The 13,950-nt window shown below is 69.4% G+C and carries 6 protein-coding genes; 3 read left to right on the top strand and 3 right to left on the bottom strand.

Going from position 1 to position 13,950, the window contains the following annotated elements:
• Positions 1-327: 327 nt before the first annotated feature.
• Both BSZ37_RS21065 and BSZ37_RS21060 read left to right on the top strand, forming a co-directional pair.
• Positions 328-2,814 (top strand): hypothetical protein, encoded by a 2,487-nt coding sequence (locus tag BSZ37_RS21065; protein WP_143537791.1) that lies wholly within the window; start codon positions 328-330, stop codon positions 2,812-2,814.
• 237 nt (positions 2,815-3,051) lie between these two features.
• A complete protein-coding gene (locus tag BSZ37_RS21060) occupies positions 3,052-8,352 on the top strand; it encodes a hypothetical protein (protein WP_095512653.1) in 5,301 nt (1,766 codons plus the stop codon).
• A gap of 122 nt (positions 8,353-8,474) precedes the next feature.
• Here the strand turns inward: BSZ37_RS21060 and BSZ37_RS21055 are convergent, their stop codons facing one another.
• From BSZ37_RS21055 to BSZ37_RS21045, 3 genes are all read right to left on the bottom strand, one after another.
• Positions 8,475-10,187 carry a hypothetical protein gene (locus BSZ37_RS21055; RefSeq protein WP_095512652.1) on the bottom strand — a complete coding sequence of 571 codons (1,713 nt, stop codon included), beginning with the start codon at positions 10,185-10,187 and terminating at the stop codon, positions 8,475-8,477.
• 77 nt (positions 10,188-10,264) lie between these two features.
• A complete protein-coding gene (locus BSZ37_RS21050) occupies positions 10,265-11,125 on the bottom strand; it encodes a hypothetical protein (RefSeq protein ID WP_095512651.1) in 861 nt (286 codons plus the stop codon).
• Positions 11,125-12,213: a MarR family transcriptional regulator gene (locus BSZ37_RS21045; protein ID WP_095512650.1), complete on the bottom strand. Its 1,089-nt coding sequence runs from the start codon at positions 12,211-12,213 to the stop codon at positions 11,125-11,127. The genes BSZ37_RS21050 and BSZ37_RS21045 overlap by 1 nt, the downstream gene beginning before the upstream one ends.
• 410 nt (positions 12,214-12,623) lie before the next feature.
• Between BSZ37_RS21045 and BSZ37_RS21035 the strand changes: the two genes are divergently transcribed.
• Positions 12,624-13,946 (top strand): DNA cytosine methyltransferase, encoded by a 1,323-nt coding sequence (locus BSZ37_RS21035; RefSeq protein ID WP_218830618.1) that lies wholly within the window; start codon positions 12,624-12,626, stop codon positions 13,944-13,946.
• Positions 13,947-13,950: the final 4 nt, after the last annotated feature.

The following is a 13,950-nucleotide window of genomic DNA, read 5'->3' as shown; positions in this document are numbered from 1 at the left end:
CCTCGGGGAAGTCGCCGATAGGGATGCACCCGTCGCCCGTCTGGCAGGCGGGGCCGATTGGGAGGCAGGACGCAATCAGTTGGGGCGAGAGAAGAGCATGGTTATGACGACACTAAGGCTGACGGGCCATCCAGAAGCAGACCCGGCACAAGCGCGCAGCCATGCTCACCGAGTACGTCCGCGAGGGACGCCCTTTCGACGACAAAGCCTCCGAGGGCATCGGGCTCTGAGCGTCAGGCTCCGCTCGGAGAGGCGGGGAGCGTCATCGCTCCTGCGAGATTTCGCGCCGGTCGGTCCGCTACCCTCACTTCACCCACACTGAACGCCATGTCTGACGACGAAGCTAGCGAACAGGGTCAGCTGGCTGAACGTGAGCCTGGTGAGCCCGCCCACGGCGAAGATGTCCTCGTCGGACCCGGCTTCGTACTCGTCAACGAAGGAGATCGGATCGTTCGGCACAACCTGGACATGACGTTGGAGGAGCGGCGCGACGCGCTCCGTCCGCTGGTCGAGGCGATCCCACGGGTGGAGGGCGAGATCGAGGCGGAGGTAGCGGCGATCCAGCACGTGCTCGCCCAGCGGAACCCGCTCAACGTGATCGCCTCGCTCTGGCTCGCCAATGCGATCACCGACGGTGAGACCTACGCCGAATACCTTCACCACGGCAACGACGCATTCACCGAGTACGTGGCAACGCTCGCGCTGACCCAGCCGTTCGACCGGGGTGAGGGGGGCGGGCTCGTGCCCCACCTCCCGTCCGAGATGGCGAGAATCCAGGCGCGAGTGGAGGACCTGTTCCGCTCGGTCGTTGGACTGCATGGGGCAAAGAGCATCGACCTGGAGGCCGACGAACCCCAGTCCAGGTTCGCGTGGCTACGGTTCAAAGCCCTCATCACGGGCACGGCAACCCGGTACGCTGCCTACCCGGTCCATCTCGAGCGAATGCTGCGCGGCGTGCTCACGCCCATCGACGATGTGCTCCTGGACGTGCTGGGGTTCTCGGGGACCGACGCGCTCGCTCTGTGCGCGGCCGTGGAAGCAGTGACAGAGCAGAAGCTGAACCAGCACCTCCAGCGGCTCCGGGAGGCTGTGGACGGTCTGTTAGCTGGGGTCGATGCGTACGTGGAAGACGGGACGGTGACCCCTCCACATGACGAGACCTTCTACCGCGAGGGGGCGGCGCTCCCACCGGACGAACGCCGCGAACGCGCGCTGTACCGGCTCATGCCGTGGGCCTACACGTTCATCGGCGACGCGCTCGTGTTCACAGCCGACGAACTGGCGGTCACGTCGGGCGTAGCTCCCGACCGGGCCGCCGCGTTCGCGGAGCGGATGGCGCTCGGGTTCGGCGACGTCGCATCGCAGTTCTTCACCCAGCCCTCGGCGACGCCGCCGCTCCACGTCCGCCCCCTGATCCGGCTCCGCCCCGGCGAGCACTCAGTCGAGGCGCACGCTGGAGACGCATATTTCTGCCCCGTGCCCCAGTCGGTGTTCTGGGCTCTGCGAGCGAACATCGAGAGCGCTCTCAACCCCGACCCGCCGAGAGAGCTCCGCCCGCTCCAGGCTGCAGAGGCGACGGAAGCGGCCTGGGACCGCTACGAACGCTCGCGTGCGTCATACGCCGAGCGTCGCGCGATGGAGCTTCTGTCAGGGCTCCTTCCAGGCGCCACCGTCGAGCGGAACCTCACCTACGAGGCGGAGGACCGCGCGGGCGAGGTGGGCGAGACAGAATTGGACGGTTTGCTGCGCTACGACGAGACGCTCCTCTTCGTCGAGGTCAAGGCCGGCGTCCTCTCACCCCCCGCGAGACGGGGCGCGTCGGACTCGCTCCGGGAAGAGCTGCGGGACCGACTCGTCGGCGAGGGCCATTATCAGGCTGTCCGGGCGAAACGGTTCTTCGAGGGCGGAGACCGGTTCCGACGCGAGGACGGGTCGGAGGTGAATCTGGCCCCAGGCGACGTCCAAGACGCGGCGCTCGTCGTCATCACGCTGGAGGACCTCGGTGCGTTCACGACCGACCTCCCCGAACTGGCTGAGGCGGGCCTCCTCGCCGAGAACGCAGGCCCCGACGACACGCCGTGGTGCGTGAGTCTCGCCGACCTCGAAGTGGTCGCAGAGCTAGTAGACTCACCAACCGAGTTTCTCCACTTCCTCGCGCACCGCGTCGATGTGGCCGGGAATCCCTCAGCGAAGGCGAACGACGAGCTCGACTGGCTCGGCCACTACCTCCTTGAGGGGACCGGATTCGAGCACGCCACCGGCGGCGACCCCGACGCTGGCGTCCAACTCATGGGTTACACCACTTCGATGGACGCCTACTTCATGCATACCTATGGCGGGCGCCAGACGCCCGCTGCGAAGCCAGCCCAGCCGCTCCCCGAACCGCTCCGAAAGATCCGCGACGAGATTGAGGCCCGAGCACCAAGAGGGAGAATGGCTATCGCGTCGGTGATCTACGACCTCCCGCACGAGCTTCGAGAGCCCATCGCCGAGCGGATTCGAGAGAACCGCCAAGTGGCTGAGACCGAGGGCCGTGACACCGGGGCCTCGTTCCCGATCCAGGGCGCGAGCCTCGGGCTCACACACCTCATGCTCCGGCCGGAGACGCCAGACCAAGAGGGCATACCCCAGGTGGGTGGGATGGTCGCGACGCGGAAGTACGAGACCCGGAGCGACCGGTGGCTCGGGATTGGGACTCGTGCGGGTGCCGACGAATGGGCGTCCGTCGTGGTCCTGAACGCAGAGCCCTGGGTGCCCAACCCTGCGCTCGATGCGCTCCAGCAGCGTCCCACGCCCCCGGACGAACCGACGTAGCCGCCCGTCTGTCACATCAACCCCCGCTCGGCGTGGAGCAACTAGGTGATTCAGAAGCAGACGCTGTACAAGAGCGCGGCGATGCTCGCCGAGGACGTCCGGGAGGGCCGGCTCTTCGACGAGAACGCCAGCGAGGGGATCGGGCTGTGAGCGTCAGGCTCCGCTCGGAAGTCCAGAGAGCGTTCGTGCAACTGCGAGATTATGCTCCTATCTGACCGGTACCCTAGTCACTAATCGATGGCCCGACGCGACGCGACTCCGAAGCAGACCGGCGGCGGCGGGTACGACTTCGAGACCGAGGTGGTGGCCTACGTCCTGGCACACCTTATCGCAGGACGCACTCTAATCGAGAGGGTCCCCGGCGTGCCACAGCGCGTGGACGTGCAAGAGCCGGCGAGCGTGTGGCATCTCGACGATGTCGTGCTCACGTACCCAGGCTCCGTCTACGTGGCGGCCTCCGTGAAGAGCAGCGCGCAGTTCGGCGTGGCATCGTTCCCGGCGGACTTCGTACGGGACGCGTGGGAGCAACTCCTCGGCACGTCGTCTGACGCGTTCGTCGAGGATCGGGACTGGCTGGCTCTCGTGTCGGCTCCTGCGCCCCACGTGGAGTCGGATGTCCAGGACCTCCTGGCACGTGCCCACGCACAGAGCCCGGACGAGTTGGACGAGGATGTCGCTCGACCTCACCGCGCCAACGACACCGTCCGTGGACTGCTCGCGAGCGCGGCGTGCCCCGACGACCTCGTGCCCGCAGGCTCGAGCCCTCCCCTAGCGGGCCGGATGCTGCGACGCGTGCTGTGGCTCCCGTTCGACCTCAACGCTCAGAACTCGTTGCGGCGATTGCGCGCGAAGGAACTGTTGCAAGACACGCTGCAGAGCGGAGACGCCGACGAGGCCGACGCCCTGTGGGAATCGCTCAAAGAGATCGCGTGGAGTCTGCGCACCGCCTCGGGAGACGTAGACCGTGCGGGGGTGCTCGCCCGGGTGCCGCCCCGGTTCGTGCTGCGCGGCCGACCGGACCACCGTCCTGCATGGGAGGCTCTGCGAGACGCGAGCGCCGAGGCGGCGAGGCGCGTCCGCCACCGGATCGGAGGCCAGGTAGTGCTCCCCCGGTCACGTGCCCGAACCGATCTAGCGGGCATGGACGCGCCAGCGGTGATCTTGCTAGGTGCGTCCGGCGTCGGGAAGTCCGTAATCGCGCGTCACGAAGCCCTCAATGCCCTTGAGGACGACGCCGGCCGCGTGGTGTGGGCGTCCGGGGACGCGTTGGAGCGCGGCAACGTGGTCTCAGGATCTCCATCGTTCCCGACGTTGATGGAGCACGACGTCGCTCCGGGTCTCCTCGTGATCGACCAGCTGGACCGGCTGTACGCCCCCGAGGCCTTCGCCCGCGTGGGCGCGCTGCTCGCCGCGGTGGGCTTGACCCACGGCGAAGAGGTCCGGCCGGGCTGGCGGACGCTGCTCACCTGTACGCCGGAGGCGTGGCCGCGCGTCCGGGACGAGTTGCGGCGCGACGGGTTAGCGGCCGAGCGCGTCGAGTCGTACGCGGTCGAGAGCCCAGACGTGGACGAGTTGGCGCCCGTCTGGGAGGCGTTCCCCGAGCTGAGGCCGCTGCGTCTGCGGCAGCACCTGGCGCCCGTGCTGCTCCGCCCCAAGGTGCTCGACCTGCTCGCGCTGCACTCGACGAGCGGACTCGACCTCCACACGGTCGGCGAGTCGCATCTCGCGATGTGGTTCTGGGACCAGCAGATCGAGCGCGCCGACGTGTCCCTCGACCGAGGCGCCGCCGCGGCCACGCTCGCGCGCAAGCAGGCGGATCGCCTGGTGACGGAGGTTCGCGTTGAGTCGGGCGAGTTCGACACGGGTGAACGGAGCGCGCTGGAGGCACTCGTTGACGACCGTCTCCTGACTCGGCGGGACGACCGCGTCCGGTTCGAGCACGACCTCTACGGGGATTGGGTCCGGCTCCGAATCCTGCGCGAGCAGACGGAGAGCGGCCGGTTGGTGGAGTTCTTGAAGAGCCGGATGGACTCACCCGTGTGGTACCGAGCGGTTCGGCTCTACGGCCTCCACCTTCTCGAACACGACGGACTGGCGTCCTGGCGGGAGGCGTTCGCCGCGTTCGAGGACCTGGGCGACGCGGCGGACCTCGCGCGCGACCTGCTGCTCGAAGCCTCGGCGCATACGGTCGGGTCCGCGCGTGCACTGACGGCCTTGTGGCCGGTCCTCATCGAGGACGAAGGCGCCTTGCTCAACCGGCTCCTGCACCGACTGCTCCACTCAGCGACCGTTCCGAACGACGCGTTCCGCACGGTCCTCGCCGAGGTCGCGCCCGACATGGAACCGTACCTCGCGGCCTCGGCTCGGATTCCGTACGCGCCGTACTGGGTCGCGCCGCTGGCGGTGCTCCACACGCACCGGAACGAGATCCCCTACCCCGCACGCCTAGTCGTGGCGCGTGTGGTCGCGCTCTGGCTTCAGCACACGCGCGACGGTTGGCCGATGAGGGTCGAGGCCGCAGAGACGGCCGTGGCGCTGGGCGAAGCCACGCTCCGCGACAAGGAGGGCCGGGGCAGCTACGGGCTCCGCAGCGACGACCTGGTGAGCCGCTCGGTGTATACGGCGGTGCTCCTCTCGGCGTCGCAGGACACCGACCCCGCGCTGGCCATCCTCCGAGAGGCGTCCGGACTCAGCCCCAAACGGTTCGAGCCGCCGCCGCTGACGGAGGAAGAGAAAGAGGAGAACCGGGCGTTTGCGCGCCAGAAGGGCGTCCCTCTGGGCTCCGTGTTCGGCCCACCCGGTCCGACGCCTGAGCCGTGGCCTGACGGCCCGGCCTTCGAGGTAGATGGGTCCTTGCAGCACGTGGTCCTCGAAGAGGGAGCGCTGGCACCGCTCGTGGTCGCGGCTCCCGAAGCCGCCGTCGAGATCCTCCTCGCGCTCTTGATCCGCGCACCCGCCGCAAGGGACCGGTACGACGAGGTTCCGCTTCGCGATGTCTACGTCGCCCGACCCCAGTGGCACCCCCCGTTCTACACCCGCGGTCCGTTCCGACAGCTGCTCACCCTCGACGAGGACGCCGGAATTGAGGTGATCGTCCGGTTGCTGCGTCACGCGACGGAGCGCTGGGCGGAGAACCATTCCGACCGGTTCGAACGGTGGCACGGGAAGCGCGCCGAGCCGTTCGTCTTGCGATTGGCGACGTCCGATGGAGAGATCGAGACGGTCGGTCACGCCGAGGTGTTCGGCTGGAACCTCGACGGCCCTACATCGGAGGGGGTCGTGGCGAGCGCGCTGATGGCGCTGGAAAAGCACCTGTACGACCGGATCGAGGCGGGTGACGATGTCGGCCCTCTCGTGGCCCGGCTGCTGCGAGAGACCACCTCAACGGCCATGGTCGGCGTGCTAGCGTCAGTCGGGCGGCGGGCGCCCCATCTGTTCCTCGGGCCTCTGAGGCCGCTCCTGCTCAGCCCGCACCTGTTCTCTTGGACGAACATGGGGAGCCAGAACATGATGTGGAAGTCGGCGATCTCGCCGCCATTCACGCTCCTCCCTCGTGCTCAGCACGACGCCTACCGCGAGTGGCACGAGTACCCCCACCGTCGGGCCTCCCTGGTCAACGTGGCCCTCTTCCTGCTCCACAGCGACGAGAGCTTTCGCGAGGCGGTCGCGGACGCGCGGGAACGTTGGTCTCGCGAGGTCGACACGGTCTATCACGGGTGGGAGTACATCCCGACCCTTCTCGCACAGTTCGACCCGGACAATTGGGCGCCGGCCGAGGAGGACGCCATAGAAGCGACAGACGACGAAGACGGGGGGCCCGCGCGCCAAATCCTCGTGTTCCAGCCTCCGCCCGAGCAGCAAGTCCGGAATGACGAAGCTCAGGCCGAGTTCGTTGCGAACATGCTTCCGCTCACGACGCCGATGGACTGCTCCCAGCTTCTAGACCGGGAGAAGGAGGCGACGCCTGAGTGTCTCGACGAGTTGTGGTCGCGCGTCGAACGGCTCGAGGCTCTCAGCGATCGTCAGTGGGCAGATACTCCGCAGAGCGCTCTCGATGTACTCGCCGGCATCGCCGCCGTCCTCGCCGTGTTCGGAGAACGCAGCACTGCGTCGCACGCTGAGCGTGCGGCGTGGGCGCGCGCGACTCTGCTGGAGGCCGCCAGGTCGGTTTCCGATCACCCCGGCCTTGGGATGTGGAGCGCGCGGTCTTTCGCCGCACGTGTGCTCCCGACGGTGTGGGCTTCCGACCCAGACGACCAAGAACTCCGTCGAGCGGTCGCACGGCTCGCTCTGACGGGCGTCGGCGAGGAGATCGACGCACTGGTGGACGGCGTCAAGGCACAGAGGGCGCGCCTAGGGAACGACCACCTGCGCCTTGTTCACTTGATTCTGCGACTCGCCCGCACGGATCGGAGGCTGGGGCAGCTCAGGAACGTCGCGAGATTCCCACCAGAGGGAGGCGAGGCGATCATCCAGGATGAAATCGACCGGCTCGATGCGGAGCGCGAGGACGCGAGCCGCCGTTTCGTCGATGGGAGCCTGAGCGCGACCGTGCCCCCGGTGTCGGAGTTGACAGCAGGTGACTCGGACACCGAGCCGAGGCTTCGATCTGCGCGACCGGGTCACCGCGCCCGCCCGGATATGCCGTTCGACTCTGGACTCGCTGTCTCGGCCTTCCGTGGTATCCCTCTGCCAGGTGAGTTGGCGGAGGTGGAGTCGTGGGAGCGGTGGCGGGCCGTCTGGGCAGACGCCGTTCGCGAGACCGCGGAATGGCTCACGCTCCCAGATGATGCCCCGACCGAGGACTTCGAGGGTGTGGACGATCCCTGGGTCCGGTTCGTCGCGTCGCACGCGGCGGCACTCGCCGCAGAGGCCGACTCCGATGCTGAGGCCCGCGAGTACTGGGAGCCGATTCTCAACCTCGGACCGTCGGCCTCAGGGCTCGTCTCGTGGTTCTTAATGGAGTGGTGGCCACGAGCGGTGCTGGGCGCGTCTCAGGTCGTTCTCCGACGATGGCAGCTGATGATCGAGTACGCACAGGGTCACGCGCGTTGGGCGCTGGCGGACGCGGGCGTATGGTTCCGGCGAGACGAGCTGTGGCGCGACCTCTTGGGACTCAAGCACCTCTCGGCGGAGACCTGGACGGCGGACCGAGCCCAGGTGGTGGCCGCCGTTGAGCCGGGCCTGAGAGCGTGGGCTGAGACCCATCTCCGGCGTGACACGGACGTCGCCCATCTGGCGGCCTTCCTGGTTCTGCCTGCAGCTGACGCGGTTCGGTTCGACGGTCTAATCTGGCTCAGCGACGCCGCCCGGCGAGAAGGAGCCCATTTATGGAAAGACCATACGGTCGGTCCGCGGGCTCGCAGCAAGTCAGTGGACCTGACGATTCAGCTTCTCGTCCACGTGTGGCAGCACGACCGCGAGGCGCTCCGCCAGCGCGAGGCGGCGTTCGCCGCGTTTCGGCACCTGCTTGGAGCGATGGTCACGCAGCAAGTCCCCGTCGCGTTCGAACTAGCGCAGCGCGTAGGCGACGGCTAAGGATGCTGGGGCGGTCCGTGCGTTTTATCCAGTAGCGCGTGGCACAAGTCGGCCGCCATGCTCGCCGAGTACGTCCGCGAGTGATGGCTCTTCGACGAGGATGGCTCCGAGGGAGGTGCCCTCTAGTCCTGGCCAGCGGGTGGTGGGAGCTCACCGCTCGGACCGGGGAGCAGCATACGCATCTGGTCTTCGACGAGGAGGCACAGGAGGGCGACCTTCCCAAGCTTCTGGCACGACCGGTTTGCGAGGGCCGCCAGATCCGGCGGGGGCGCGGCCATCTTGGTCGCTCGCAGCACCTGGTGGTCGACCGAGCCGAAATGGACCGAGTAGGCACAGGGGTGTTCGAACTCCAAAGAGCCCCCGAGGTGGGCCGCGACGCTGAAGCGAGTCGCCCCCAGCGCCGCGTGGTAGGCCACGATGACGGCCTCGGACAGCTCGGTCAAACGCTGCGGTCCTTCGCCTTCGGCACCGGGTTCCCACTCAAAACGGTACGCCCCGTCGGCGCTCCCGTCGGCGAAGGACCGGAGTTGCGAGAGACCGAGGGCGCTCTCGGCAATCTCGTCGATCGTGGTCACCACCTCGTTCTCCGCTTCGAACACACGGGCGACGTGCCACGCGTCCTCGACGCCGTCGAGGAGCCAGTCGGGTGGAAAGTCATCGATGTTGATGCCGCCCTCACTGGGAGGGACTGGATCCTGCTTCAGCTTGAGTGCGACCCCGTCCGGACCCACGACCCGAATGTCGAGCGGGACGCCGTTCCGGGCCGCCGAGCCCATTACCCGGGTCGCCCGCGAGAGGACGAGGAGAGAGCGGAGAGGGGTGGGGTGATCCGATGCCGGGGAACTCAAGTTGAGCGACGACGCCCGTCCGAACCGGACGACGAGGTCGAGTTCGGGCGACCGGGCTCGGAGGCTCAGCCCCTCGGGGTCCTGACCGGACGCCAGTCGGTGAGTGAAGGCGTGGGGCACGTGCAGCGTGGCCGGGACGCGGGCGACGTCGCCGCTAGCCTCCAACTCGACCTCCACAGGCACCCCGGGCGCGGCCGTCTGCACAAACAGCTCGGCGTCTCCGACGACGTGGACACGGCCCTCGTGGGTGACGCCGAAACGCATGGGCGCGACGTGGACGTCGCGAACACGGACGCGGGGCCGCAGACCGAGTTGGGCCTCCGCGAGCGTGACGTCCGGGGGAGCGTCACCGCCGATCCGGAGGCGGACCGTCGCGTTGCCTCGCTCGTACCCCGCCTCGCGGACTACGGTCATTTTGCGCGATGCGTACTCGGAGGGCGACGGTCCGACGGCGTCGGCCATCGCGTCGAGGAGGGCACAACCGTCCAGGGACGGGAGCGCATCGTGTGCGCCGTACCGGAGTCGCCGGGACAGTTTGTGGAGCGGGCGCTTCGCCTTCTTGCCGTGCCCCGTCTCGTTCTCCCACTTCCGCCGCTCGATGTCGCGCCAGTCGTCCTCGCCGACGTGGTAGAGCCACGCCCGTTGGGGGATGTCCTTGCCGTCGAGCTCGGCGACGAAGACGAACGCCGGGTCGGGCGACTCGACAAGCCGGACCCAGTTGCTCAACTTCATGTCGATGGCCCCGTCCCGTTTGTCGGTGGCCTTGACCTGCACTCGGGCGCGGACCGGGAAGGAGTCGGCATGCCCGAAGGGGTCCGCTGGCGGCTCGTGGGCCGCCTCGGGATTGGACTCGACGATGAAGTCCCACCCAGCCTGGTCGTCGGCCGACTCGTTGACGACGAGCCCGACGGCCTCCGCCCAGCTTCGGAAGGCGGCCGCACCGATCTTCCCGATCGTGTCCGAGGTTCTGTAGCGGTGCCGAGGCATGGATCGAGGTCAGCGCGAGCGGGCTCTAGGGTGGTCGCTGCTGGTGACGCAATCGGTGAGGCGCCAGTAAGTGCTGGTCAGCCGGTGGCCTGGAGTCGCCGGAGGACGATCTGGACCGAGCCCGCGACGCCCGCGACGTAGTCCGGGTCGATCCGTTCGGCGTAGAGGAAGGCCGACGCCGCGCGGGGACCGGTCTCCCGCTCCGACCCGAAGTCCTCCTGGAGCACTCGGACGGCGCGCTGCACGGCGGGGTGGTCCCGGAACGGCGCCAAGTGGTCGGCGACGCCCTCGGGCCCGCCCCCGACGTTCCGGAGGACGTAGGCGAGGTCGTACGCGTCCTTCCGCGCGGCCCGGTTCCGGAACGCGAGCGCCTTGAGGACGACGAACGCGCCGGGGCCGCAGACGCGGATCGTGCGTCGGGCGTGGGCGCCGTCGAGGGTGTCGCCGTCCAGCTCGTGCTCGACGGCGTCGTCGAAGGCGAGCGCCAGCCCGAGCGCGCGGACGGCGGCGAGGCCCTCGCCCAGGTGGAGGACGCGGTCCCAGGTTCCGTCGTCGGTCTCGGTCTCGTCGATGAGGAAGTCGACCTTGACGGAGGGGGCCGGCCCGTACCTCCACCGCTGGGGGGTGGGGTTGCCCCGGGCGTTCTCGTCGGGCTCGAACCGGCTCGCGGCGAGGCGCCCGGCGAGGGCGTCGTAGCGGTCCTCGTCGAGGAGCGCGAAGTGGAGGGCGACGTCGACGTCCGCCGAGCCGACGTGGGCCTCGTCGCGCGTGGCCGCCTCGGCCTGGTCGACGAGGAAGAGCGGGACGAGGCCACCGACGAGGACGACGTGGGGGAGGTCGTCGCCGAGGGCGACGGCGACCTGGAGGAGCGCCCGGACGGTCCGGTCGACCTGTTCGGGCGAGTAGTCGGTGGCGTAGAGCGGCTTGGGGTCGGCCATCAGTCGGCGGCGGTCGTGTCGTGGTCCGCTGGGGATCCGGCGAGCGCCCGCTCGCGGAGCGCCTCGCGGAACTCGGCGGCCCGCTCCGGCTCGTGCGCGAGGTCGACGACGGCCTGGACCGGCGAGACGCACTCGAGGCCGGAGGCCGCGCGGGCCCCGTCGAAGACGCCCTCGTCGGCGGGCAGGAGGACGCGGGCGTTCGGGGCGGCCGTGTCGGCGCGGAACCCGGCGTCGGCGAGGGCGCGGGCGCGCGCGGCGGCGTCGCCGGCGACGTAGCACGCGACGGACCGGAAGGCGGCGGCGTGGGTGTAGGCCCAGGCGGCGGCGAGGCCGGTGAAGGCGTGGCGGAGCCCGTGGTCCGCGAGGGCGTCCTGGAGCCGACGGGCGCGCTCCTCGCCCGTGCGGCCGGGGACGTGGCCGCCGAGGACCTCGTGGCGGAAGGCGTCGGCGTCGGCCCAGGCGTCGAGGAGGAGGCCGGGGTCGGGGGGCCCGACGGCGCGGGCGTCGTCGCGGTCGAGGAGCCGCTCGTCCTCGAGGTGCCGGACGATCCGGCTCACGTAGCCCGGCCCGAGGTCGGTGGCCTCGGCGATCTCGGCCTGGGTGAGCCGGCGTGTGGGGTCGGCGAGGAGCAGGCGGACGACGCGGGCGGCCTTGGGGGCGAACGCGTTGCGGGGGCGCCCGGGGCCGCGGAACGCGTCGGGCTTGCCCTCGACGTGGACGGCGACGCGGAGGTCGCCGCGCTGGACGCGGAGCTGGGCGTTGCCCGAGAGGTCGATCCAGGAGACCCCCGCGGCCTCGCACCGCTCGCGCCCGGCGGGCGACATGAACGGGACGACGACGATGCGGGCCGCGTCGCCGACGGCCTGGAGGCCGTCGATGGCGCGCTGGACGGCGGCGACGCCCCCCTCGGCCTTGACCTCAACGACGAACGGGGCCCCCCCGAGCGTGCCCGCGAGGTCAACCCGGGCCCCTCCCCTCTCGGCCTCCTCCTCGACGTGGATGTCGAGGCCGGTCCAGTCGTGGAGCCAGCGGGGCACGTCGACGGCGGCCCGCATCTCGGTCTCGAGTCCGGTGGGATCGGTTGGCATTTGACCAAATTAGCCTAGTTGACAATATTTGTCAACTCGTTCTATTGAGTCAACTACCTTGCCCTGGCGCTGAAGGGCTTCTGGGCTGTAACAAGCAATGGAACAGGATCGTCCGGAAGGCCGGACCTGACTGGCGGCTCTTCGCTTCACATGGGCTCCCCTCCCTCTCGCCGGCAGCCTGGGACACACTCAATGGCTAGCTTGCGCCTCCCCGTTCTGCCTCTGCTCATGCCTCCACCGACGCCCACATATTCGAAAGTCAAGGGCGTGAAGGTCGGGGATGCCGAGATCCGGACCGGCACGGTCGAGCTACTCGCAGCCCAAGGCCGGATGGCAGAGAGGGTCACCAAAGAGCTCCCCCTGGAGCCGGATGACTCTGTGGCGTCCGTTTCTTCCCTCTGGTCGTGACGGTGCCCAAGAGGTCCGCCAGCTTGTTCTCGAACTGCGGCGCAGGGGACCTGGGCTACGTGGAGGCCGGGTTTCGCTTCGAGGTCATGGCGGAGCTGGAGCCGGACCGGCTCGCCGTGTGCCACCTCAACCACCCACAGGCGGACACCATAGAAGGGGATCTCCGCGAGACGTGGCGGGACGTCCTCACGAGGCTAGACGCGCGGCGGAGGAGCACGGCCGAGAGCGCCCCCCTCGCGCTGTTGACCGCGTGCCCCCCATGCCAAGGTATGAGCGCGGCCCGGAACGACCTCGGGAGAGGGGACGACCCAGACGCGGGTTCCAAGGACGAGAGGAACCTGCTCGTCACGGTGATCGCCGACGTGGTCGCGGAGTCGCGCCCTCAGTTCGTCGTGGTGGAGAACGTGCCCCAGTTCCTGACTCGGAAGGTCCGCCACCCGGAGACGGCCGCGGCGGTCACGGCCGCGCGGTATCTCACGGACAAGCTCGACGCGCTCGGGTACGAGGCGTATCCCGTCGTCGTGGATCTGGCCGACTTCGGCGTTCCTCAGTCGCGGCGACGGGCGTTCACCACGTTCGTCCGGCGCGACCTCCCGGCGTTCTCCGTGCTCGAGGCGCGCGGCCTGACGCCGTACCCCCTCCCCCGTTGTGCGCCGGACTACGGCGGCGAACGCGTGACGGTCGCGGAGGCTCTCGCGGGCGTCCCGCCGCTCAGCGCCGGGAGCCCGGACGCGGCACGTGCGGATGGGTTCGGGGGACTCCACGCCGTGCCCGTGTGGTCAGAGCGCCAGTTCGCGATGGTCGACTCGATCCCTCCTGACCAAGGCGGTAGCGCGTGGGAGAACCGGTGCTGCGAGGCGGGGTGCGAGAACCTCAGCGTGGGTGAGGATGAGGCCACGTGCCCGACGTGCGGGGAGCCGCTCCTCCGCCCCGTCGTCGTCACGGACGGCGCTCCCCGGCTCGTAAAGGGGTTTCGAAACTCGAGCTACCGCCGGATGCGCGCCGACGCGCCGGCCTCGACGGTAACGACCGCGTCGGGACGCGTCGGGAGCGACGTGACGCTCCACCACCGGGAGCCCCGCGTCCTCAGCCCGTACGAGTGCCAGAAGCTTCAGACGTTCCCCGATTCGTTTCAATGGGGCGAGGCCGTCCGTCGCGGACTGGGAACGGTCCGCACCATGATCGGCGAGGCCGTCCCCCCCCTCTTCACCGGGTTGCACGGGCGGGTCCTGGCTAGGCTCCTCGACAGTCCCGAGGCCATCTCCGACGACGAGCTCCTCCCAGCGGCGGACCCCCGACACCGCCGGGCGGTGAAACGGCTCTGAGGGC

The sequence above is a fragment of the Rubrivirga marina genome (genome assembly GCF_002283365.1).
GTDB lineage: Bacteria > Bacteroidota > Rhodothermia > Rhodothermales > Rubricoccaceae > Rubrivirga > Rubrivirga marina.
This window is presented reverse-complemented; position numbering and strand designations above follow the sequence as displayed.

Coding starts and splice junctions, on each gene's coding strand:
- BSZ37_RS21065 (WP_143537791.1), top strand. CDS start 328: ATGTCTGACGACGAAGCTAGCGAACAGGGTCAGCTGGCTGAACGTGAG.
- BSZ37_RS21060 (WP_095512653.1), top strand. CDS start 3,052: ATGGCCCGACGCGACGCGACTCCGAAGCAGACCGGCGGCGGCGGGTAC.
- BSZ37_RS21055 (WP_095512652.1), bottom strand. CDS start 10,187: ATGCCTCGGCACCGCTACAGAACCTCGGACACGATCGGGAAGATCGGT.
- BSZ37_RS21050 (WP_095512651.1), bottom strand. CDS start 11,125: ATGGCCGACCCCAAGCCGCTCTACGCCACCGACTACTCGCCCGAACAG.
- BSZ37_RS21045 (WP_095512650.1), bottom strand. CDS start 12,213: ATGCCAACCGATCCCACCGGACTCGAGACCGAGATGCGGGCCGCCGTC.